The organism is Paenibacillus xylanilyticus (genome assembly GCF_013359935.1).
GTDB lineage: Bacteria > Bacillota > Bacilli > Paenibacillales > Paenibacillaceae > Paenibacillus > Paenibacillus xylanilyticus.
In genome coordinates this window covers 285,726-309,493 of record NZ_JABMCB010000202.1, presented here as the reverse complement: position 1 = coordinate 309,493, position 23,768 = coordinate 285,726, and the positions used below count along the sequence as shown (strand labels likewise).

The 23,768-nt window shown below is 43.7% G+C and carries 22 protein-coding genes; 14 read left to right on the top strand and 8 right to left on the bottom strand.

All coding sequences use genetic code 11. From position 1 onward, the window contains the following. The first annotated feature begins 433 nt into the window (after positions 1-433). A complete protein-coding gene (locus tag HP552_RS28150; RefSeq protein WP_217506575.1) occupies positions 434-1,609 on the top strand; it encodes a serine hydrolase domain-containing protein in 1,176 nt (391 codons plus the stop codon). Between the two features lie 302 nt (positions 1,610-1,911). Here the strand turns inward: HP552_RS28150 and HP552_RS28145 are convergent, their stop codons facing one another. Continuing rightward, positions 1,912-2,169, bottom strand: a complete 258-nt coding sequence (locus HP552_RS28145; RefSeq protein ID WP_024630063.1) for a GlsB/YeaQ/YmgE family stress response membrane protein — start codon at positions 2,167-2,169, stop codon at positions 1,912-1,914. A gap of 154 nt (positions 2,170-2,323) precedes the next feature. On the opposite strand from HP552_RS28145, the gene HP552_RS28140 reads away from it, so the two are divergent. The 3 genes from HP552_RS28140 (at position 2,324) to HP552_RS28130 (ending at position 5,289) form a co-directional block, all read left to right on the top strand. Continuing rightward, positions 2,324-3,031: a response regulator transcription factor gene (locus HP552_RS28140; protein WP_076323558.1), complete on the top strand. Its 708-nt coding sequence runs from the start codon at positions 2,324-2,326 to the stop codon at positions 3,029-3,031. Between the two features lie 71 nt (positions 3,032-3,102). After that, positions 3,103-4,455, top strand: a complete 1,353-nt coding sequence (locus HP552_RS28135; RefSeq protein WP_312884363.1) for a sensor histidine kinase — start codon at positions 3,103-3,105, stop codon at positions 4,453-4,455. 114 nt (positions 4,456-4,569) lie between these two features. After that, positions 4,570-5,289, top strand: a complete 720-nt coding sequence (locus HP552_RS28130) for a hypothetical protein (RefSeq protein WP_246311093.1) — start codon at positions 4,570-4,572, stop codon at positions 5,287-5,289. A 706-nt stretch (positions 5,290-5,995) separates the two neighbouring features. On the opposite strand, the gene HP552_RS28125 is transcribed toward HP552_RS28130, so the two are convergent. Further along, positions 5,996-6,967, bottom strand: coding sequence for an aldo/keto reductase (locus tag HP552_RS28125; protein WP_175398666.1), 972 nt, complete (start codon positions 6,965-6,967; stop codon positions 5,996-5,998). 16 nt (positions 6,968-6,983) lie between these two features. Further along, a complete protein-coding gene (locus HP552_RS28120) occupies positions 6,984-7,406 on the bottom strand; it encodes a MerR family transcriptional regulator (protein WP_145950312.1) in 423 nt (140 codons plus the stop codon). 1,625 nt (positions 7,407-9,031) lie between these two features. On the opposite strand from HP552_RS28120, the gene HP552_RS28110 reads away from it, so the two are divergent. From HP552_RS28110 to HP552_RS28095, 4 genes are all read left to right on the top strand, one after another. Further along, positions 9,032-9,238, top strand: a complete 207-nt coding sequence (locus tag HP552_RS28110) for a DUF5316 family protein (protein ID WP_175398665.1) — start codon at positions 9,032-9,034, stop codon at positions 9,236-9,238. Between the two features lie 238 nt (positions 9,239-9,476). Beyond that, the gene (locus HP552_RS28105; protein WP_175398664.1) at positions 9,477-9,623 is read left to right on the top strand and encodes a hypothetical protein; all 147 of its coding nucleotides are present in this window, start codon (positions 9,477-9,479) and stop codon (positions 9,621-9,623) included. 350 nt (positions 9,624-9,973) lie between these two features. Next, positions 9,974-10,420: a GNAT family N-acetyltransferase gene (locus HP552_RS28100; protein ID WP_175398663.1), complete on the top strand. Its 447-nt coding sequence runs from the start codon at positions 9,974-9,976 to the stop codon at positions 10,418-10,420. A gap of 610 nt (positions 10,421-11,030) precedes the next feature. Further along, positions 11,031-11,651 (top strand): NAD(P)-dependent oxidoreductase, encoded by a 621-nt coding sequence (locus tag HP552_RS28095; protein WP_175398662.1) that lies wholly within the window; start codon positions 11,031-11,033, stop codon positions 11,649-11,651. A 355-nt stretch (positions 11,652-12,006) separates the two neighbouring features. Here HP552_RS28095 and HP552_RS35195 read toward each other — a convergent pair whose 3' ends face one another. The 3 genes from HP552_RS35195 to HP552_RS28085 are packed head-to-tail and all read right to left on the bottom strand — an operon-like array spanning position 12,007 to position 13,953. Beyond that, on the bottom strand, positions 12,007-12,345 hold the full coding sequence (locus HP552_RS35195; protein ID WP_246311092.1) for a type 1 glutamine amidotransferase family protein: 339 nt from the start codon (positions 12,343-12,345) through the stop codon (positions 12,007-12,009). A gap of 29 nt (positions 12,346-12,374) precedes the next feature. Beyond that, entirely contained in the window at positions 12,375-12,575 is a 201-nt protein-coding gene (locus tag HP552_RS35190) for a hypothetical protein (RefSeq protein WP_246311091.1), read from the bottom strand. After that, positions 12,565-13,953, bottom strand: a complete 1,389-nt coding sequence (locus HP552_RS28085) for an MFS transporter (protein WP_175398661.1) — start codon at positions 13,951-13,953, stop codon at positions 12,565-12,567. The genes HP552_RS35190 and HP552_RS28085 overlap by 11 nt, the downstream gene beginning before the upstream one ends. A 115-nt stretch (positions 13,954-14,068) precedes the next feature. Between HP552_RS28085 and HP552_RS28080 the strand changes: the two genes are divergently transcribed. Next, the gene (locus HP552_RS28080) at positions 14,069-14,956 is read left to right on the top strand and encodes a LysR family transcriptional regulator (protein ID WP_175398660.1); all 888 of its coding nucleotides are present in this window, start codon (positions 14,069-14,071) and stop codon (positions 14,954-14,956) included. A 387-nt stretch (positions 14,957-15,343) separates the two neighbouring features. Here the strand turns inward: HP552_RS28080 and HP552_RS28075 are convergent, their stop codons facing one another. Beyond that, positions 15,344-16,231: an NAD(P)H-binding protein gene (locus HP552_RS28075; protein WP_175398659.1), complete on the bottom strand. Its 888-nt coding sequence runs from the start codon at positions 16,229-16,231 to the stop codon at positions 15,344-15,346. A 229-nt stretch (positions 16,232-16,460) separates the two neighbouring features. Here HP552_RS28075 and HP552_RS28070 point away from each other — a divergent pair, with 229 nt between their 5' ends. The 4 genes from HP552_RS28070 (at position 16,461) to HP552_RS28055 (ending at position 19,675) form a co-directional block, all read left to right on the top strand. Continuing rightward, entirely contained in the window at positions 16,461-17,102 is a 642-nt protein-coding gene (locus HP552_RS28070; protein ID WP_175398658.1) for a TetR/AcrR family transcriptional regulator, read from the top strand. A gap of 283 nt (positions 17,103-17,385) precedes the next feature. Continuing rightward, complete coding sequence (locus HP552_RS28065; protein WP_175398657.1) at positions 17,386-17,958, top strand: TetR/AcrR family transcriptional regulator; 573 nt, start codon at positions 17,386-17,388, stop codon at positions 17,956-17,958. 105 nt (positions 17,959-18,063) lie between these two features. Beyond that, the gene (locus HP552_RS28060; protein WP_175398656.1) at positions 18,064-18,696 is read left to right on the top strand and encodes an NAD(P)-dependent oxidoreductase; all 633 of its coding nucleotides are present in this window, start codon (positions 18,064-18,066) and stop codon (positions 18,694-18,696) included. A gap of 70 nt (positions 18,697-18,766) precedes the next feature. Then, positions 18,767-19,675 carry an oxidoreductase gene (locus tag HP552_RS28055; RefSeq protein WP_175398655.1) on the top strand — a complete coding sequence of 303 codons (909 nt, stop codon included), beginning with the start codon at positions 18,767-18,769 and terminating at the stop codon, positions 19,673-19,675. 418 nt (positions 19,676-20,093) lie between these two features. Here the strand turns inward: HP552_RS28055 and HP552_RS28050 are convergent, their stop codons facing one another. Beyond that, complete coding sequence (locus HP552_RS28050; protein WP_175398654.1) at positions 20,094-21,521, bottom strand: VanZ family protein; 1,428 nt, start codon at positions 21,519-21,521, stop codon at positions 20,094-20,096. Positions 21,522-21,908: 387 nt separating this feature from the next. On the opposite strand from HP552_RS28050, the gene HP552_RS28045 reads away from it, so the two are divergent. Then, a complete protein-coding gene (locus tag HP552_RS28045) occupies positions 21,909-23,411 on the top strand; it encodes an alpha/beta hydrolase family protein (RefSeq protein WP_175398653.1) in 1,503 nt (500 codons plus the stop codon). The last annotated feature ends 357 nt before the right edge of the window (positions 23,412-23,768 follow it).

The following is a 23,768-nucleotide window of genomic DNA, read 5'->3' as shown; positions in this document are numbered from 1 at the left end:
GACAGAATACACTTGGAGTCCCGATAGATTATCGGGACTTTTCTAAATTTTCCTACATGAAATAAACTTGAGAATGCAAAGGAAGACAGTTGATGTGAATTGCTAGTTCTTTGAATTGAAAGAGTGACATAAATTATCATCTACACCACGATCGGCCACGTCAGAGAAGAATAGGAGACAAATTACCAAATGGTTTCCACATGAAAAACTGTCGAGGGACAAGAACATGGTCCCATTGAACTCGCTATTTTAGCGGCTTTTTCATTTTAATGAACGAAGTTCTTGTCCCTTTGCCAAAAAGACAAAAACATTGTAGAAGTGGCATTATTAGCGTTTAAACGGATTCTTTGATAAAGGAAAATGCCAAGCCGGGAGAGAATGGATAGTTAAAAACAGTAGGGCTGACAAAAAAAGGTAAAGTGAGGGAAACTAAATGGAAAAGAAAACAACAGAAGATTTTAGTCCGTCAGAGAATATGAAGGAAAAAAGATTCGCTGACGGGCAGGATCGCCCGGAGCTGCAGAAGGTCATCGAAGAGATAGTCGATTCCGGTTTCCTTGGGGTGCAGCTGCGCGTGCACGATGAGCAGGGCGAGTGGGTCGGCAGCGCCGGGGTAAGCAGGCTGGGCGAGGCGGCGAAGCCGCCAACAAACGGACACTTCCGGATAGGCAGCAACACCAAGACCTTCACGGCATCCGTGGTGCTCCAACTGGTTGCCGAGGGCAGGATCAGGTTGGACGACCCGGTGGTAGACTACCTGCCCGAGTTCGGGCTGGACCAACGGATCACGGTGCGAATGCTGCTGCAACACACCAGCGGGGTGTTCAACTTCACCGGCGAGTACTATGAAGACGGGACGGTCGTGCCGGGTATCCCCTGGCAGGGCCAGGAGTGGGTAGACAACCGGTTCAAGACCTACCGGCCGGAGAAGCTGGTTCGGCTGGCATTGTCGAAGCCAGTGCGATTCGAGCCGGGAACGGACTGGAGCTATTCCAACACCAACTACGTTCTGGCCAGGCTGCTGATCGAGAAGGTCACCGGCAGCTCGCTCGCCGAGGAGATGAAGCGGCTCATTCTGGGGCCGCTTGGGCTGTCGGGTACCGTGGTACCAGACACCCAGCCGGAGATCCCCGGACCGCATGCCCATGCCTACTACCGGTACGAGGACGCCGGCGAGCAGAAAACGGTCGATGTCACCCGCCAGAACCCCTCCTGGATCTCCACCGGAGGTGACATGATCTCGACCACACAGGATCTCCACACATTTATCTCCGCGCTGATGGGCGGCAAGCTCCTCCCGGCTCCGCTCCTGGCTGAGATGTGTAAACCGTATCCCAAAATCGGCTATGGTTTGGGTGTGTTCGTGCAGGACGTCGGCCAGAACGGTGACGGTACCATCATCACCCACAACGGCGGTATTTCGGGCTACGCGGCACTAATGTACAGCACACCCGACGGCAGCAAGACCCTGACCGCCTCCGTGAACTATGTGGACGACGTCACCATGTCCCTGGCTGTGGCGTTCCAGAAGGCAACGCAGAGACTCGTCGAGGAGGTGTTCGGCGCTGGGCTGTCCGGGTCGGCTGAGCCGGACAGTAAACTGGGCTGAGCACCGTGGCCCCATACGCCTTGACGCTGGACTCCTTCCGGATATGCATGGGGTCATGAATTGATCATATGTTGATCTATCAACCTGAGTTTTATATAGTGAATCTATCAAAGCGATGGAGACCATGTTCAGGCACGGAAAGAATGGATGAAATCAGTACAAAAATAAAAAAAGGACCGTAAGTGTTCATCTTCCATCGATGAATGCTTTCGGCCCTTTTATGTTTATCTTTACCTTTATGTCCTGGCAGCATCTTTTAAAAATATCTAATGAACGACAGTATCGGTTTCCGTCTCTCTTTGTTAACGTCTTCGGAAGGCTCCGCCGCGTGCCAGAGCGAAGAAGATGAGCAGGGCAATAATCGAGCCAACGATGGCTGGAATAATATGAAATCCGCCAATCACGGGCCCCCTTGGTCCCAGCAATTCCGTTCCTAGCCAGGAACCGATAAAACCTGCAATAATGTTCCCAAGCACACCGCCCGGTACGTCCCGCCCAATCAAGTTGCCGCTTAACCAGCCAATAAGTCCCCCAACAATGAGTACCCAGAGCAGATCCATGGATTGTTCTCCTTTCTTCGGGTTTGTTACAAGTTATGTCGGGCTCAGTGGAATATACCTCATCATCCAGTTGGTGGAGGAATCTAAAGATGCTGTGCTAAGATGAGGGTAAATGATGATTCAAGCTGGGAAACAAGGCTAGAAGGGGTGCACATTGAAGAAAATTCTTGTCATTGACGATGAAGTCGCAATCAGAGATTTAATTGAGCTCGTACTGAGAAGAGAAAACTACGTCGTTCAAACGGCTGAAAACGGTAAAATAGCCCTGCAGCTGCTGGATGCTTTTGGGCCGGACCTGGTGGTGCTTGACTTGATGCTGCCTGATTGCTCCGGATATGACCTGTGCAAGGAAATCACCGGGAAACGTGCCGTTCCTGTGATCATGCTCTCTGCCAAAAATGAGGTAATCGACAAGGTGCTCGGACTAGAGCTAGGGGCGGAAGATTACATGACCAAACCCTTTGACAATCGTGAATTGCTCGCTCGGATCAAGGTGATTCTGAGAAGAAACGAGAGCAAGGAGGAATCTAGTGAAGGAACAGAAGTGAAATCTACACGCATCATTCATGAAGAGCTGACATTTGATCTGGAAAGCCGAAGGGTGCTGAAAAACGGTGTACCCGTGTCTTTAACGGCCAAAGAGTTCAAAATTCTGGAAACGTTACTCAAAAGACCAGACAAAATCTTTACCCGGGATGAGCTGCTGCAGATCGGATGGGGATATGACTTTATGGGAGACAGTCGCAGTGTGGATATGACCATCATGCGATTACGGAAGAAGCTGGAGGATAACGCGGACGAACCGAAGTATGTCAGGACGATCTATGGATTTGGCTATCAACTTGGAGGTGGCGAGGCCTGAAGTATGCAACCCGGTTACTGCTGAATTATTTATTTTTCTCCGTGCTGTCCTTTGGCATCATCATTTTTGCGGTGAATAAAGCCATCGATTATTACAGCTTCATTACCATTGAAAAACAGATGATGGAGAAGGCGGATCTGTCCGAGTTGTCCTTCCGCGAGGTGTTGGCACAGCATAGATCATCGTCAGGAGAGCCGCAGACCAAAGAAATTGTCAGACTTGCTCTGGAGAAACTGAAAGCTTCAGGCAAGGAAGTACGTATCTATGATAGCTCCAAGCAGTTGCTGGGCTTGGCTGTGGATGGCATCATCATTAATGATGGCAAACCTCTTATTTTTGAAAAGAATATTGAGAAAGCCCTGAGCGGCAGTTATACCTACACCGTAACGGAAGATCATCTGCTTTATTTTGCCACTCCCATCCAGGATCAATACTACCAAAACGCTTATGTGTATGAGTTCGTGGAGGACATATCCTACTTTTATGCGATTATGGATCAAATCCGTTATATCCTGTTTGCGGGTGCAGGCGGATTTATTGTACTGATTACGTTATCCAGTCTGTGGATTGCCCGCAACACTACCAAGCCGATTAAGCTGTTGCTTGGCGCTGCGCAAAGTTTCTCTAGACAGGAGTTTCGGAGAGTTCATCTAAACCGGAAGGATGAGCTGGGCATGCTGGCAGATGGGCTGGATTCCATGGGGCGGCAGCTTCATGATTACATTCAGTACCAGAAACAATTTGTCTCCAACGTATCTCACGAGTTAAAAACACCCTTGGCAGCCATTCGTGGTTTCTCACAATACTTGGTTGAAGGGGAGAACGAGAACAAGGAGCTGCAAAAAATCTATGCTCATCTGCTGCAGGAATCGGATCGGCTGACGCGCTTGATTAATGAACTGTTGCTGCTATCCCGATTCGACAAGGCTGGTTCTAACGAACTGGAAGCCCGGAAGACGGAAATGAACGAACTGATTCAGCAAGTCGCAGCGAGTATGGGTGCCAAGGCCAAAGATAAAGGAATCGAGATTAGGTTCAGGAAGGAGGAAGCGGAACCGGAGGATAAGCTTCAGACGAGAGTCCACGCCAACGTGAATCCAATGCTGATGTCCCATGCAATCGCCAACCTTGTGGACAATGCCATCAAATATTCAGGCAGTCCATCGCTAATCGAATTGAAGTTGGATCATACGCCAAGCGAGGTAGTTATACGGATACGTGATCAAGGTATCGGTATCGCGGGCGAAGAGTTGGAGAGAGTGCAGGAACGTTTTTACCGGGGGAAAAATGCAAGCACAGCGAACGGTTCAGGTCTTGGACTTTCTATTTGCAAAGAGATTGTAGAGCGGTTTAATGGATATATCGACATGGAAAGTCAAATCGGGGAAGGAACCACCGTTACGATCGTGTTACCCCGTGTGTAAACACGCGCGTAAATCGTTAACGTTACAAGATTGATACAATTCTGTTATGAGACTAACAAATGCTTTTTTTATAATCACTTCATAAGAAGAAATCACACATTTTATGGAGGGATCATGATGAAATCGATAAACAAAGCTACAGCTGTAATTCTGCTGAGTATTTTACTAACGATGGCACTGACGGGCTGTCAGTCCAATGGTGCCAAGTCGCCAGAAGCGGCGCAGAACTCGGCTGAAAAAAACACGCCCGACGAACAGGCCAAAGGTGAAGGAGCATCAGATTCTACTGCGCCTGCTTCAGAAAACTCGGAAGGACAAAGTGCTGAAGCTATTAAGGAAGGTTCGATGGAGAAGGAAGGCAATGTGGTGCTGAAGGAGCTTGCTTTTGTCTATAATGAGCACACCATTGCGATTTCGGATACAGCGAATGAAGATCAGATGGAACAGATGCTGGGCAAACCGGATAACCTGAAATCTCATACGTACACTGCCGACGATGGAACAAACATGGATACGTTAATCGGTTTTACAGAAAAGGTTTATACGTATCCTGGTCTGGAGATTAAAACAATCAGTATACCGGAGGGGAAACAAGACTCCATCTTTCACATCGAAATTACAGATCCTAAGTATGCGACAGTGCGAAACATTAAAGCGGGAGATAGCCTGGATACACTCAAAAACGCCTACCCTGAGGGGAAACTGCTTGGTGATGGAGCCCCTAATGAGGAGGATGACTTCCGCTACGAGCCATCCAATTATGTGGATGTGATGTCGTTTCATATCAAGGATGCCAAGGTAGAGAGCATTCAGATCTACAGCCTTCTGGATTAATATTTAGGGATCGATGTTGGTAAGCCATTCATACCATTCACCTTTAATACCTGCCCGGGAGAGGGGCAGGTATTTTCCCGTTTATAGACATCTATGCTGTCTGGGTGCTTAAAACGAAGGGTTGTCGAGGGACAAGTCCGATTTAAGTCGCTATTATAGCGGCTTTTTATGTTATCGATACAAGTTCTTGCCCCAGCCAAGGACAAGAACTTGTATCGATTGTGGAATGGACAAGAACATAGTCTGATTATCGATTCGATGAGCAACTAAATGAAAAGTGATGTAAATTAAAACCTCATTAAGTATCATTATGCAGGACAGTTTTCGTAATTCGATTAGATGAAGATCTGGGTAGAAGTGTTGTGTCTCTTTTGATTGACTGAAACGCTGAATGCAGTTTATGGTCAAAGAAATCAGCTTCAATGATCAAAAGAACTTCAATTGACTGTGATCTCATTTGAATTAGATAAAACAAACTCGTCACAGCACTTTAGCAAAGAAATGAAGAGGATGGTGGATGTGTCTTTTGGCTTAAGGGGTGACAAACTTATACTGAGATCGTACCTAGTCCTGATCCTGTCATTGTTGAGGGACAAGAACAAGTTCCTATTATCGCTTAGGCGTTCATGGCTGCCGACTTCCTGAGACAATCTCCAATTGCAAATGGTCCACGGAGCACGTGGACCATTGCTTCATCTGATTATGTCTAGCCGTCGAGCAGCGTCATCTGTTCTTTCATATAACGCGTGCCGTGAACGACATTCTTGGGGCTGACCTGATCGATTCGTTCGAGGTCCTCCTTCATGAGAAGGATATCAGCCGCGGCTGCATTTTCCTCCAGGTACTTGATACGCTTCGTACCCGGGATAGGCAGCGCCCCGTTGGCAATCGTCCAGGCAATGGCCAATTGGGATGGTGTACAGTTCTTCTCCAACGCGATCTCCTTAATCTTGTCGACAACCTCAATGTTCTTCCGGAAGTTGTCTCCTTGGAACCGCGGCATCCATCTGCGAAGATCGTCGGCGGCCAGATCTTCGAAAGTTCGAAGCTCGCCGGAGATAAAGCCCCTGCTCAATGGACTGCAGGCCACATGGGTAATCCCCAGCTCTCTTACGGTAGGGAGTATCTCCTCTTCGATGTCACGGCTCCAGAGCGAATACTCACTCTCTAGCACGGAGATCGGATACACGGCATGAGCGCGGCGAATGGTGGAAGCGGAAGCCTCGGACAGGCCGAGTGCCCGAACTTTGCCTGCCTTGACCAAGTCTGCCATCGCTCCGACCGTCTCCTCTATCGGGATTTGCGGATCGACGCGGTGTTGGTAGTATAGATCGATGTAATCCGTATTCAAACGGCGAAGGCTATCCTCCACTGCTTTTTTAACGTAATCAGGATGGCCACTGATGCTCTCGTAATTAGGAGTGTACGAGAACTTGGTGGCGATAATGGCTTGCTCGCGGCGCCCTTGAAGAGCACGGCCCAGCAGATTTTCGTTATGGCCGTTCCCGTACACGTCTGCGGTATCGAACAACGTGACGCCTATGTCCAAAGCACGATGGATCGTTTGGATCGACTGTTCGTCGTCAGTCTCCCCGTAAATGCCTGGAGACATTCCCATAATTCCCAGTCCGATCGAAGAGACGAGGATATTGCTATTGCCCAAAATTCTTTGCTGCATTTGTTAATCCCTCATTCTATGTTTGTTGTCGCTCTGACTCCTCCATCTTGATTAACAACTGGCTCTCCGAAGGGATTCTCCCTTTCTCGATGTCTTCGTATATCGACAGTTTGTTATTGACGGCGTCGAGCGCTTCGGCCAATTCGTTCTGGCGGCGAAATAAATCTTCCTTGTACTGATTCAAGATCGCTTTGCGCTGTGGAATCGTGGAATCACCATCGAGCGCAAGATCCACCATCTCCTTCAGCAACGACAGCTTCATCCCTGTCGCCCGGAAACATGTCATCAGCCTGATCCAATCTAGGTGATCTTGTTCGAACAGTCGATTCCCGTTTTTATCTCTCTTAATGTAAGGGAGCAATCCCTCCTTCTCGTAAAAACGAATCGTATGAGCCGGGCAACCAAGCCGCTCTGAAGCTTCTTTGATCGTGAATGCCATTGCCGGATCGCTCCTTATCGGTTATTTTCAGACGGAATCGGCTGGTTCTTCCTCATCCTAAATCTTAAAGTACACTTTAAGGCAAGCGTTATTTTGGGAGACAGCAATCAACGCCTGAACTACTGGTAATCATTATAATGTCCATCATTGACCCTATTAGGGGGAGTTGTGAAAACTGGAGCTATAATAAAGGCACCTTGGCGTTAAAATACGCACAATGTTCGTTCCAATATCGTTTATTTTCGAATCCTTCTTGCTTACTCAATGGACAGTTCGTGCATCTGAGTGTTTTATCAAAAATAGTCGGCAGTAAACAGAGAAAAAGGCAGCTGTATTAAATACTCGCTGCCTAAACTATACTGCCAGTTAGCTCAATGAAGCATCTTCAGTCTAATACTTAGTTTCTCAGTCTACAACTTTATTTGCCTAGTCTAACACTTTTTTTAGCCTAGAACTTTATTTTCTTTTGAGTGCAGCCGCTATAATATCCTTAATGGTGATATCTATAAATCATTCTTCATGGATAAGTTGATAAACGTATACATAATCAGCTTACGGGTACGTGTACTACGGGGATCAATAGGTTTTTTCATAGATGTTCCTCCTGTTTTTAAAAACTTCGGGCAATATGTCGGATATACAATGTTTTTTCTCATTTTGTCAGTTGTTGAAGTAACACCTACTTGGTATGGTTCTTAACTCTGTGATCAATATACCCCTTCTTTTAAATTTCCTTCGATAGTTCGTAGGACTGAGACCATAGTAGCTGGTGAAACGAGGGGAGAAATAGTCCGGCGTATTGAATCCAACCCCCAACGCAATCTCAGTAATAGGTCAAGCGATGGAATCAATTGGAGTGTCGTTTCGAACCAGACTGGACAGACATCATGTGAACAAATACGAGTGGGACCGCTTTGAAGCGAATGGGAGGTATGTAAAAATCATATACAATGGATGCCCAAAGGAGTACAAGCAGGACATTATGCTTTTGAGGTATACGGCAAATAAAATGGAGGAGAGTTCAATAGATCCCGTGTTTAAATAGTGATTTTCAGAGCAAATCTGATCAACTTTTAAGGCCCTATCAGAGATATATTAGTGACTAGGATCTAAGTTGGATAGTTTGAGTATTTTAAAGAATTACCACTCTAATCACTCTAATCTCCATCCATCTGTACCATTATCATCTATACCTAATAAGGTTCTAAATTTCCAATTAGAAATCCCCATTGGGACTAGCCAAAAGCTAATTTTTCCTATTTCATTCCTTGTAATTAATTCTGTGTCATGGATCCGATTTGCGTAGGGAGTTTGATCCAGTTGTGATCCATATTGTAATTTGTCTTGATTTCATAATCGCTCGTACGTATTTCTGAAAGCGTTCCCATAACACTTAAAGTCAATAGAACGATTAAGAACATTTTACTCAGGTCTAACACCTCATATTAAGAATGTCCTGATGTTACACTTATATGTAGGGACAATTAAATAGAAAGGTAATATACGATAGCATCATTAAGCTAACGGGAAGTTTAACTTAAATAGAACTTCACTTCTTCGCTTGCAACCTTTACTATGATAAACGTTTTATTAAAAACAAGGGTGATTGGGAAGGAAGATGAAATATGAATTTTTTTATTTATCAAGGGATCATTCTCATTGTTGTTTCTGGACTTAGCATTGGAGCATGGACGACTGGTTACCAACAAAGAGGTAATTTTTATTCAGAGTCTAAGGAAGACCGCGAAATAAAGAAGAAAGTTGCTACATGGTCTGCTTTAGCAGGTGTCTGCTCGTTTGCAGTTGCTGGATTGATGTATTTATTAAGCTAACGGGCAGGTTAGCTTAATGGAAAGTTCCTGTATGATTGTCCTCAACTAAGAAAGCTACAACTTTATTGAATACAAGGGAAAGAATTCTTTTACAATCATTGTAAGTACGTTATAATACAATCACCAGGTGGAATATAAAGAAAAAAGTTAAATAATGCAATTCACTTTTCGTAGTATTACCCGCGGCTTGTCATCGTCTTGAGTTGCTTTTTACATAATAGATACCGGAGGTATGGTTATGGTCAAGAAGAAAATTTCCACAGCCCTCAGCGCAACTCTAATCGTTTCTATGCTGGCTACTGGCGTCATAGTCGCTATCCAAGGTAAAACAACGTTAGATGTAGCGAAGTCAGCAGGGGATAAAAAGGTTGAAGTTATTAAATGAAGAAGCTAGTTGCGACTCTAGTAGTCCCCATTTAGGGGTATTCGAAGCACCTGATGCGAAAGTCAACGGAATCAAAAGAAAAGACACCACAGTGGTAAAAGCCAATGATAGAAATGAACAAAAATAGTAAATACATTAACCTCAGCTCGGTTAACCCAGCTGAGGTTCTTCATTATGGAATGGAACAGAGTACGAAGGCAATCAGTACAAGTTCTTGTTCTTAAATTTTGATAATGTCGAAGGACAAGAACATGTTCCAAATTATCGATTAGTCATGTTTTGTTTTACTAATTCATTAAGCTAATGGGAACTTTACTAATAAAAAACTTTCTATCTAAGGCGGTATATTAATGAACAAACTTGAAATTAAAGTATCCAACTATAATCCCAAGTATGCTGAACATACAGTGAAAATGTGGAGAGATAGTAAGGAACGGGCAATTGGTCAGGCTGAAATCCATAGCTTCGAAAACCATCTATATTTTTTAAATCATATACTATCTAAACAGTATCAAATAGATTTAGCGTTAATTGATGAAAAAGTAGTTGGAATGATTGCCTATAGTGAAACGGAGATAAGCCAACTTTATATTCATAATGATTATCAAGACAATGGAATAGGGCGAACCTTGCTTAATAAAGCAAAAGCACAAGCAAATGGAAACTTAACTTTATATACATTTGAAGTTAATAAAAATGCCCAAAGATTTTATGAGAAAAATGGATTTAAAATGATTGGTAGAGGACAAGAAAATGAAGAGAACTTACCTGATATTCGATATGAATGGAATTTGTAGAAATCGAATATCAAATTACATTCAAATAAATGAGCATTTTGCAGGTTAGCAGGATGCTCATTTAATAGATGAGATTAAAATTGAAAAGATGAACGGCTGTACTTTACGAGATTCGCCGGCAATCTTCATATTGAGATTTATCCGGTTGGTGAAGGATTATTTGCAGGCAAATATTGTGACCAGACCCATCCTTACAGTACTGCTGAGAACGAAATGGAAAGATGACGTTTTTCGGGTATGACTTTGAACCTGGGGACGAAGTCATGATGACGGCAGGTACATTGGAACACTATCGTAAAAAGTCATTATATTGGTTTAAAGATGTGATCCAAAGCGATGGAGGAAGTTTGTTCGAAAAATAATTAGTGCATTTGTGGATTGCAAGTTAAATCAAACTTGTGTTTCAACAGTTATCTTGCAGATGTTGATGATTCATTAGTTGATGTTCACAAGAGCCGCGAATAAGCGGCTCTTCGTTTTTAGAATTAGCTGTCTAATATTGATTTTGTTATCATACTGTTGATACTTATAATTCAGTGATCTTATTGCCGCCTGAGTGGCGGAAAAGATTGTGTTGATATTACAGAACTTGGAGGTGGATTAGTTATTTATGCAAATTTTAGTATTAGGTGCATCTGGACGTGTTGGGAGTCATATCGTTGCCAACGCGCTTAAGGATCAACATCATGTAACTGTACTGGTTCGTAATCCGGAAAAATGCCAGTCTCATGATAAAAATTTAACAATCATTCAAGGTAATGTATTGAATCGAGAGGATATTATGCGTGCTTTCCATGGAGCCGATGTCGTTATTAGTGCACTGAATACGGATGGTACCAATACGCTATCCGAAAGTATGCCGTTAATCATTGATGCAATGCGTGATGAAGGAATAAAACGAATCATTACTATAGGAACAGCTGGTATCCTACAAAGCAAACTGTCTCCGAGTGTTCTACGATATCAATCCAGTGAATCCAGACGTAAATCCACCCGTGCAGCAGAAGAGCATCATCGAGTATATATGATGCTTCAAGTTTCAACACTGGAATGGACGATTGTGTGTCCTCCATATTTAACGGATGGAGTACATGTAGGCGTATACCGTGTGGAGCGAGATGTTCTACCTGAAGGTGGCACTGAAATATCCGTGAGGGATACAGCCGAATTCACGTACAATCTAATTAAAGATGACTCTTATGTCAAGTCTCGTGTAGGCATTTCTTACTAATGGATAAGGAGGTTCGTACAGCAGATCACCTTGCAGAATTTCTAACTGAGAAAGAGATTGATACATTGGTTTCACTGGTTGCAACTTTCCTAACTGTCCGTGCACTAGTATATATGAAGCTAGTGAAAGAGATTTTAAGGTGGTAATAATGAGCGCTGATGCTATCTGGTGTGTATAAAAAGGGATTAGTGTGTCGTGATATGAACAACTGCCGAGGGACAAGAACATATACCGATTACCGATTAGATGAAACGACATGTTACATTGCAACTTATGCTCGATTCCTCACTTCTCGACTTTTTTCTCCGGTGCAGACAGTTGCTCTTTTTTAGACGTTTCCTGGCTCGTCTCAAAGTTAATCGGCGGTATGCCGTGCTTGCCACACCGTTCCTCTACGCTCGTACTCGAATAACTTCTCTATGGCATTCGCAATCTGTGGTCCGACTTCACGCTCAACCAAATACAAGGCCACATCAAGTCCAGAAGTAACACCTCCGCCAGTTACCAAACGAGGGCCATCTTCCACGATTCTTGCATTAACCGGAATTGCACCGAGAGCTCCTAGTGCACCCATGCCTATTTGATTGGTGACTGCATATTTATCTTTCAATAAACCATCCATAGCCAGCAGCAATGAACCTCCACACACGGTAGCCACCGTAACGTCTTTATTTTTCATAGCTTGTTTCATCATCGTTGTTAATCTCGAATCCTTAGCCTGCCTTAATATGTTGGGAATAGCATCTGCGGTGTTCCCCGCTGGCTTCCCCGAAGCGCCAGGAAAACAATAATCCCGGAACGATCAGGTTCTAACACATCTTGCGGCTCAACAAGATAATACGGTAGCCGATTCTCACGATCAGCTGCCGCTTTCTGTTGAGGGAACGGAGGATAATTTACATCTGTCAGATAACTAGGACTCATGCAACTGCATTGACTCCTTGTGCCGCCAATTTATGAATACCAAGGACAATGCAATTAACGTGAGGATTATCCCAAGTATTCGAAATCCTTCGAAGCTGAAGTTATCTCCCATTACGCTGCTAATCAGTAATGAAGAGAGAATGGTTCCCAGGTATCTTGAGGTGTTAAAAATTCCAGATGCTACACCTATAATTTCTTTTGGTGAACTTTTGAATAAGGCTGCCTGCATAGCGACACTGTTCAACCCGTTGCTAATACCGAATGCAGCTAAGGCCAGACACACACTGATAACCGGTGTAGTCTGATCCAGTGTCACGATCCACACGGACCCAAATGTCATCAGGATTCCGGACATAAGCAATGCTGGTCGAGGTCCTGATTTATCGATCCATCGTCCTGCCATTGGAGAAGCAACGAGAGAGCACAAGCCTAAGCATAGCATGAGCATCCCGGTATGGAACTCGCTGACATGACGTACGATTTGCAAGTAGGACGGAAGCCCGAAAAAGAGAGAGTAATAAAGCAAATTAACGACCATGAATTCGACATTGACCCAAGTCATTGCAGGATATTTAGCGAATGTGCGTAAAGGAATAAAGGGTGACTTCGCTTTTAACTCATGTCGCACGAAAGCTCCCAGTCCAACGAAGCCAATCAGCGCGACAATAACGTTACTTAATGAGATTTGACCAGATGATTTTGCGGACAATAATCCAACGAGCAGAGCAACCAGACCCACGGTGAATAGCAGAACTCCTGACGCATCAATCAAATCATACCATTTGCGAAAGGACATGTTGCGAACATTGGAGGTCGTAGACGGACTATCCTTTGGAATATGCCTCCAAGCTAATAGAAAGCTTGTCATCACGAACGGAATATTAACCAAAAAGATAGAAGGCCAGCCCCACCAGTGAATGATGACCCCGCCAATAAAGGGGCCAATCGCAGCCGCTCCGGATAGGAATATAGACAAAACTGACAGTGCAGTCGCTTGTTTCTCTATAATATGAATTCGCACAATGGCCATTCCAACTGCAACCATCATGCTTGTTCCGATGGATTGCACAATGCGGAACACGATGAGCCATCCAAAGTTTGGGGATAGTGGAGCTAATAATGATGCAACGAAGGATACAACAAGCCCGCTAAGAAATATCCTCCTCCTACCAAATAAATCACTGGCTTTTCCCATGATAGGTTGAGCGATAGCACTCGCAATGTAGAACGAAAAAATAATCCAGGATACCACTGTAAAGTCGAGATGGAACACATTTTGCAGCCTTGGAATAGCAACTGAAACCATTGAAGAATTCAATGGGTTCAATAAAATCCCTAGTCCAACGGAAATCATCAACCACCTACTGCGAATACTCATTTCAATCCCCCACTTTGTATATTAGTGTCATCATCGTACTTGAAATCATTTATTTATTCCAATGCATTTTATGTTATGATTTCATTGACTCAAGGGAATGAGTGGAGGGTGTAAAATGGAACTTCTTCAACTGAGATATTTTCTCGAGGTAGCGCGTTTGGAACATATGACCGAAGCAGCACGAAGTCTGCATGTCACTCAATCGTCACTAAGCAAAACGATTGGGCGCTTGGAGGAGGACTTGGGAGTTCCGTTATTCGATAGAATAGGGAGGAAACTCCGATTGAATGAGTTTGGAAGCAAATTCTATCGCCGTGCAGAAAGGGCGTTGTTTGAATTGGAACAGGGAAAGCAGGAGATTAGCGATTTGTCTAGCCCAGAACATGGAACACTCGAATTGGCGGTGACCACCGCAAGCACATTGCCACAGATCCTTCGAGAGTTTAGGAACAAGCGACCCGATATCCAGTTTCATGTGCAAATGCTCACCACACAGGAAATGGTTACGCTTCTTCATAGAGGAGAGGTTGATTTTTGCTTGTCCTCACCTCCTATTCAAGGGGAAGACATTGAATGTCAAATCATGTTCATCGACCCGATTCTTGTAGCTGTTCCCAAAGGGCATCGGCTTGCTGACCGAAACAGCATATCTTTAACTGAGCTAAGGGATGAATGTTTTGTTGGTGTAAAAAGAGGCTACGGTACTCGCGATCTGGTGGATTCTATATGCAAATCGGTTGGATTTGTACCTACGTATGTGTATGAAGGAGATGAACCCGCAAGGCTAATTTCTCTAGTGGAAGCGGGAATTGGCATAGCTTTTATACCAAGTACGGCAAAGATTTCTTGGGAACATATCAAATATCTCAAAGTAGAAAATCATGAATTGGTACGGGAGATCGCTTTGTTATGGCACAGGAGTCGGTACATTTCGCGGGCTGCTCTCGAATTCCGTGAAATAGTTGAAGGATATTTCGGGAAGATATCCAAACAGACAATTTAAGTATCCGACAACTAATACCGTCTCTAATCCGTTTATTCCGCTAACGGGAAAAGTTATTCCTAAAAACCAGGGAAGTTGTTGACCATCATGATCGGCTGCTCTTGTTAAACTAACGGGCAGGTTAGTTTGAAGCCATTCGATAAGAACCTTATCACAGTTAAGGATATTTTTTTGTGCGAATTATCAGAAAAGAACAAAGCTCGCTATCACTTCAGCGAGCTTTTGTTCTTTATATGTCAAAACCAAGTCAGAGGAAAACCCTGTGCGAGGTCTGAGATTAGAGCAGGATGAACAGGCTGCCATCTCAAGATTTTTTGGGTCAAGTTATCGAAAGAAATAGCGTACTTAGGCGCTCTCATCCGCAGGATAAACAGTATTCTGGAATGTTTAAACAGATTTATTATATACGTCTGCAAAAACTTTCGCAAAGTCTCCGACCTTGACTTTACCGAGGTGGTAGTCGGTGGCACGGAGGCTGGTGTAGAACTCGTCAGCATTCTCGCAGGCGCGGTTCATTTGGGCAAAGCCGTTGGCAGTGTTTTCGTGGAAGCCGATTTTTTTCATATTCTCAGTGAGATCTTCAACGGGGATTGGTTGGTATTTGGCTTCAATACCATTCTCAGCAAGGGCGTTGAGCCAGTCGTTGCCTGTGGCCCAGTCACTAACTACGAACTTCGAGCTTTTACCCGCTGGGGTGTGAGAAATCATGGCGTAAGCGACGTCCGCGATATCAATGGGGCTGACCCAGCCTTGAGGGATGTCAACTGAAATTGGACTGAAGATGGTTTGCTGGGTTTTGAGGCTTTGTATGTCGGCAAAAAGATTGCTGTAAAAGCCGACAGGGCGGATGTGGACAACGTTCACGCCTTCAAGCGAGTTTAACGCGTCTTCTGCAAAATGATAGCTGTAGAGAATGCCGGCGTTTGGGTTGTCGGCGCCGACTGAGCTGAGGTTGACGACGTTTTTTACGCCTGATTTTAGCACAGCGGCCTTATAATTTTCAGCAAGATCAATGGCGGTCTGCCACATGTCGGTGCCAGAGGTATAATTGATTCCCGAAATCATGAGGTAAACGACGTCGCTACCTGCAAAGGCCTGCGCGAGGAATTCGACGTCGAGGTTTGAGCCGACCGCCGGTTTGGCACCGAGCGCTTCGATGTCGGCGATACGATCTTTGGAGCTTGTGATGACGGTGACATCGTGGCCGTCTGCGATTAGGGATGGGAGGTAGTTACGGTTGATATTGCCGAGTGAGCCGAGAACTGTGATTTTCACTGTGTATTTCTCCTTTTTATGTGTGATTTCGCGGAAGGGATATCGCTTCTGAGACCGTTATCCCTTCCGCGATTGGATATTCATTACAAGAGAGATTATACAACTATAAATTAACTAAGTAAACTAATTTAACGAAATTAGTTAATTTAATATTTTAATTAAATATTGTTTATTGATACAGCAATTTTGATATAATATGATTTGATGAGCATTAGAGGAGGCTTCAATCGTGAGAAAACCCGTTAGCGCAGATCAATATCTCAATAAAATCAAACCTGTAATTAGAAGAACCAGATTCAGCCAAATGAAAATTGACGATATCGCAAAACATATGGACATTAGTAAAGTGACGCTTTACAAGCACTTTTCATCCAAAGATGAAATCATCGAACAGGTTGTAGAGTATGGAATTCAGTATTTGCAGCAGGCTGACACTGTTGTATATGATGATTCCATTTCATATATTGATCGATTTCAAAAAACGTTTCTGGAATCGTTAATAGGTGTTATTTATTTATCCGATTTGTTCCTGCAAGACCTCAAGGAGTTTTATCCACGACTTTTTGAAAACATTTCCGTTGCTCAACAAAATAGAATTAAAAATTTACAATCTTTTTTTCAATCCGGTATGGATAAGAAGATTTTTAACAGAATGCACGCTGCGCTGTCCTTAGTTCAAGATGATGCTACGCTTCGGCGCATTATGGAACCGACCTTTAGTATTCAATGGTATGATCTCACCTTGAAACAAGCCGTTATGGAATTTTATAAAATGAAACAGTATCAAGTGATTAGTCCTGAGTATCTGGATACTGTTGACGATTCCGTTATCGAAAAAGAAATCACTCGTATTTTACAAACCATTTCATAGACGCGTTCGTTTCCCCCGACTTGTTCTTATTGATGCTATCGTCCCGTTATCGAGTAATCGTTGCCAAATTTGTAGCTTGTAACGCTAAGAAAGCCATCCGTGTAGATGACCATTAAACTTGCCGGTTGCAGACAGCGCGGTGAAACGTATCCAAGTAGAGCGAATTTTTAGGCTGAGATTCTTTCTCGGGGCGTCAAGTTTGGGGGCAGGTAAAGAAAAAGCCCCAACCAATCAAGCAATACTTAACGTTGACAATAAATAAACGATCGTTTATTATTGCTTCATGAGATATAGAGATGATAACAAAGTCGAAGCAATATTTGACGCGACCATACAGCTAATTAATGAGATCGGTTTCTCTGATACGTCGATATCAAAAATCGCCAAAAGAGCGAGTGTATCGGCAGCAACGATTTATATTTACCATGAGAACAAAGAGGATCTGCTCTACAAGACTTACTTGAAGATTAAAGGCAAGATGAGCGAGGAAATGTTTCAGGGAGTGGATCATACCCGAACAGTTTACGAACGATTTGAGGCCATCATCCGCAACTATGTTGATTTTATTCAATCCTTCAAAGAATATTTTTTGTTTCTGGAGCAAATAATGAATTCGCCTTTGCCCCAGAAATGGTGCCTAGAGGATACGGCAAGTCAGTTTCAACCGATCTTCGAGATGTTTGAAGACGGCATCCGACAGGAGATCTTGAAGAAGGAGGATATTAACATGCTAATTGCTTACTCCATCTTGCCGATAGCCGAATTGTTGAAAACACATTTGAAGAACGGGACCATGTTGAATAATAAACAATTAGACTCTGCCATCAAGATGAGTTGGGACGCTATTAAGGCATAGTAAATTATTTTAAGCGATGCTACGCATCGCTGTTCTTTCCACCAATAAATAAATGAATATTCACTTATTACTGGTGAGATACAGATAATAGAGAGGCAATAAACTATGAAGTTTACTATCTTTGGAGCTAGCGGGGGTACGGGCTTACAGCTAATTGACCAAGCGATTAACAAGGGACATACCGTAAAAGCCTTTGTACGTGCCGCAGATCGAATCCCGTTTACCCGGGAGGGATTAACAGTTGTAGAAGGCAATGTATTTAGTGAAGATGATGTAGGATCGGCTGTTGAGGGGCAAGATGCGGTGTTTGTAGCTTTAGGAGCCACAGCAGGAAGTCCTTCAGATCTATGCTTACGTGGGACTCGTTCAATAGTGAATGCGATGAGAAGGCATAAAGTAAAGAGACTGGTCGTTCTTACGGGCTTTGGCACCAGCAGAGAAAGCAGGAATCAGCTTGGAATTGGGATGAGAATGATTGTAAAACTAGTTTCTTTAATAACGTTCCGCGAGTTTTACGATAAGGAAAGGCAGGATGGTATTGTACGGAAAAGTGGATTGGACTGGACTATCGTTCAGCCTTCAAGGCTCACCAATGAGCCGGGCAAAGGACGTTATAAGCACGGTGCTTTTACTCCTTCCATGCTAGCTAAAATTTTTCGCGACGACGTGGCTAGATTCATGATCGATTCAGTCGAATATGCTCGGTATATCAAACAATTCTCGTTTATTCACGACTGATTGAAACAGCTTTGCATGTAGTAAGGACCCGATTACATATTAAAAAAATAATCTTTCGGAGGAATAAATCATGAGACCAAACTGGACGCCTGACGATCTCCCAAACTTAAGAGGAAAAACCGCTATCGTGACGGGAGGCAATGGCGGGGTAGGCTATTATACGGCATTAGAGCTAGCGAAGCACGGTGCCAAAGTGATCATCGGAAGCCGTGATCTTGGGCGCGGCGAAGAAGCAATCATAAAGATGAAACAAACGGCGCCAAATATAGATGTGACAGTGGAGCCATTGAACTTGGCTGATCTGAAGTCAGTTCGAAGCTTTGCCGACACGATCCACGGGAAAGTGAAAGGAATAGACGTCCTTATAAACAATGCTGGGGTAATGGCAGTTCCTACTCGTGAATTGACGGCCGATGGTTTTGAAATGCACTTTGGAACCAATCATCTTGGACACTTCGCGTTGACAGGTCTGTTATTGCCGTTAATTGAAAAGAACCACGGTCGAATCGTTACCGTTAGCGCACAGTCAGCTCAAATGGGTGATATCGATTTTTCTGATTTAAAAATGGATAAGAAATACAGACCAATGGCAGGATACAATCGCTCGAAACTTTCAAACATACTGTTTGCCCGAGAATTAAATCGACGTGCGAAGAAGAAAGGTATCACTTCTATAGCAGTACATCCTGGTACAAGTCCTACAGGAATCGGGAGAAACGCACCGAAGGGAACCAAAGCATTTGGACTGCTATTAATGAAAATATTTGGAACTCCTCCTGATCAATCATCTTGGCCATCACTTATTGCGGCCACGGATTCAACAATCACCGGAGATATTTACGTAGGGCTAGGAATGAATCCTCTAAAGGCTAAGAAACCAAAGTTTGTAGATTTCCCTAAAAAGGCATTGAATGTGCAGCTTGCGGAAAAACTTTGGTTACAATCCGAGAAGTTAACCGGAGTACATTACGACTTGTAAAAACTATCAAAGATGGCTCCTTTTTTTTCGGCTATAGACCCGTTAAGATGAACCGTATCACATATGCCAGGTCATTACGGTAAAGGGAGTCGTTAATTTCAAAATAGCATGGAGCAGTTGGCAGGTTGGCAGCTGGCTTAGTACTTAAAACACAAAATAATGTTTTTGTTATATAACAAATAGAAACCATCGGTGCTTTGCCACAAAGAATTTCTACTATAAAGGTGTGTTCAATCATCCATATTTATAAAACGTTAACGCGGTGTCGTCTTAGATAAATTAGATGTAAAATAGGCTGTCGAGAGTTTCTCGACAGCCTGAGCCGTTAAGATAGCGGCTCTCGTTGGGAATATGTTCAAGTAACTTCAAAGCTCGTATTTGAATAGATGGAGCATTTAGTTCGAAGGTAATACAACTTTTAATTCTTCATGGCCGGAATCAAGGTGCTCCATTCCGCCCCGTTAACGGTTCCCTCAAATTGGTACACCGGCTGGTAGTAACCTTTTGAATCATAGGTATAGGTCAGTTCATAACCCTTCACTATCAGTTCGTCGCCTGCTTTCAAATCATTATAGATGGAGAAATTGCCTTTGAGAATTTCTTCATATGCCTTAGCCGGACTTTCCACATCTACTGTACGGATATACGCGTTTTTATTCATGGAATAGAACAATTCCTGTGGAATTAGACTTTCTGCTGCAGGAACTATGATGATCATTCCGTTATCAAAGTCTTGCTGTCCTATTATCATATCTGTATTGGTCATATGCAAATCCCACCGAACGGTGTCTTCATTTTGAGTACTGAATTCTGCGTTCTTAGGCAGTAATCCATGTTGACTTAGCCACTTGTCATAAGCTTCGCCTTTTTCTGTAAGAATTTCCGTTTCCATTGAGCTTGATGACCTCTGACCACGTGCCAACCACCAGTTACCGCTGTTTACGTTGTAATTAAACGTGTACTCTTTTCCGGTACTGTCGTACAGACTCCATACCCGGTTGAAACCATCTATGGAAATACGACCACGCTGTTGTAGTTGAAAATGATCTTTCATTAAAGAAGCCATCTGCTTGCCATATTCCATGTTGTGAATTTCATGGCTCCGATATAGTGCTGCTGGTTCTCCGTAGTCAGGCAGCTTCGTGTCCAGCATGACGCTGACCTGATTCATCTTCTGGGAAGTCGCCGGACGTACGGAAAGATTCCCGAGTTCTTTACTTGAGTAAATGATAAATGCTCCCGTAAATAATAGCGCAAAGGCCAATGGAATGCAGACCGCACTAAAGATTGCTTTGAATGAGATTTTTTTCTGCTTCAAGATATCGAGGATCGCTCTCATTAACCCGTATCCGGCTAAACTGCCCAGTGTATTGTGCAACAGATCATCCAGTTCGAAGATTCCCCTGCCGGTAACCATCTGGAATGCTTCAATACCTAGCGTGACAAGCAGCGATATAATAAGTACAAACTTGAAACGACGCGTCTTCATCCCGAGAAGAGGGAGCAAAAAGCCTAGTGGTGCAAACATCAACATATTGAAAATGATAAGCTGAAATTCGCTGAGTGACCATTGATTCCATGCACTTACATAGCCGCTAAACAACTCCAGGTTAACCCAGCCATCAAAATGAGCACCTCTGCTGAAAGTAGTTAACATCATGACAATGATCAGCCAGCCAAGAATCGAAAACGACGCTATAAATTGCCAGATGGTTATGATGCGTTTGCCTCCCATTTTCCTGTAAACCTTGTACGCTAAATACACCATTCCAAGGACAATCAGACCCACTGCCAATGCAACACCCGCAATCGGCAGTAGTTTATGTATCACTTGACTGAAATCCATCTGTAACTCCTCCCATGTTATCCGCTAAACTTAGCAGTTTTTATGGTTTAAGTATACCGAAAGCCAAATGCAGCTCCTATTTATTAAGCTTTCACCATCCTTTCAATAATGTAAGACTGCGCCACGACTGATCCGCTGAACATCCGAGTGATTATTGTGTAAACCAAAAAGCAGCTGATCAAAATGATCGGCTGCTTTTGCTCAACTAACGGTCAGTTTACTGGGGTGGACAAGAAAAGGGTCTGCAAGAGCAGTCTCTGGAATGGTTACCACTTCATGGTTACGTGCTAAGTAAGCGTCTTACAAAATTGTAAGGTAGATTAAAGGCAAATCGATAGCAAAGGCTAGCGTGGCAGGATAATATTGGAGAAAAAAAGGAGAATCGAGATGAGGCTGTTTGAACTGTTGCTTTTATTGTCAAACATCGGCTTGATTGCATTAACAGTCCTATTAAAAAAAGGACGGCGTAGAATTCCAGTATTCGCTGCAAGCGGGATGGCCACACTTTTACTGGGCATTCATTGGACGGTGGAAGGATACAGAGTTCAGCTATTTTTTCCATATTGCATAACGATCATATTTTTAGTCATTTCAGGTTGTAGCCATTTCAAAAAAAGCGGCCCCAAAAAAATCCCACGATTCATGTTGGGCTCAGCTTATACAGCAATAGCGATATTGCTGGTCGTAACAGCAGGTCTCATGTATGCTTTTCCTGTATTTAAACTACCTGAACCGACAGGCGAATTTAAGGTAGGAACGCAAACTTTTCATCTCGTGGATACAAATAGGGAAGAGATTTTCGACGAAGCCAGAGATGGGAAGAGAGAATTGATGGTTCAGGTATGGTATCCGGCTCAAGATGGAACCGGCAAGTACGCTCCCTTTATTCCCGATACCCGGATTTTACAATACATGGCCGCGGATTATGGCCTTCCCGGGTTTACTTTTCAACACCTGAAGTACGTATCCAGTCATGCCTATTCGGGGGCCGAAGTCTCTTCGGTACAAAATTCATATCCGCTGATCCTTGCGAATCCCGGCAACGGCTCTTCCAGGTTCCTCCACACGTCGCAGGCCGAAAATCTCGCGAGTCACGGATATATCGTGGCCGTGATCGACCACACCTACAATACATTCGCAACCGAGTTTCCGGACGGGCGAATCACGACCAGCACAACCAACGACTTATTTTCGCCCGGCCATGATTACCAGACGAGTAGAAGAAATCGCGACAAGTTGGGAAAAGTTTTAACCGACGATGTGACGTTTGCGTTGGACCAGTTCGAGCTCATCCAATCGGGGCAGATTCCAAGTCATCTAAAAGGGAGGATAGATCTCGGTCATGTCGGGGTGTTCGGTCATTCCATCGGCGGAGCGACGGCCTATGACGCATCTTACGATCCGCAAATCGCGGTTGGAATAGACCTTGATGGAGGACTTTATCGTCTGGATGACAGAGAGGATCTGCGAAAGCCTTTTTTGTTCCTCAATTCGGAAAGCTATTTCGAAAAATTAAAAAGGGTGATGGATAACCGGGTCTACACGGATTCAGAGCTTAAGCGTATGGGCTCAACAAGAGAGTGGGAGGATCAAGTAACGGAAGATAAAAAGTTGGAGCTTGAACGGATGCGCCAAACGGTCGACGAAGGGGGACAATTCCTCTATATCGAAAATACGGAGCATTTGAATTTTGCCGACATACAGTTTATTTCTCCGATCTTCGACAAGCTGGGCATTACAGGAAAGATTGCGCCCGAAAAAGCGAACTCCGTAATCAATGCCTATATGCTGGATTTTTTCGATATGTATCTGAAAAATCAAGTCGGAATCTTAATGAAAGGACCGGATACCCGTTTTCCGGAGGTGAAGTTCGTAACCTCGCTATTATAAATTACCGAACGTTAGTTCAATTAAGATAAAAGGCAGCGGTCATACTAAAGTGTACCCTATGTAAAGGACATTTCTAAAAAGACCTACATGGCTTGAAGAAAGTGATCTCAGTATTCTACAGGGGCCATCTTTTATAAGTTCCATTGGTATCTGTAGTGATTATAATAAGTCATATAGGCTTTAATTTCTCGTTTAACCTCATCTAATGTTGTGCAGTTGCTCAGTGAAACTTAATTCTTATTTGTTCGGAGCTAAAAATGAAAGTTCTAGCTTCGTTACACTAAGGGGAAATGATAGCTTATAAAACTAAGAAAGCAGATGATCAAATTGACCGGCTGCTTTTGTTCAGGTAACGGA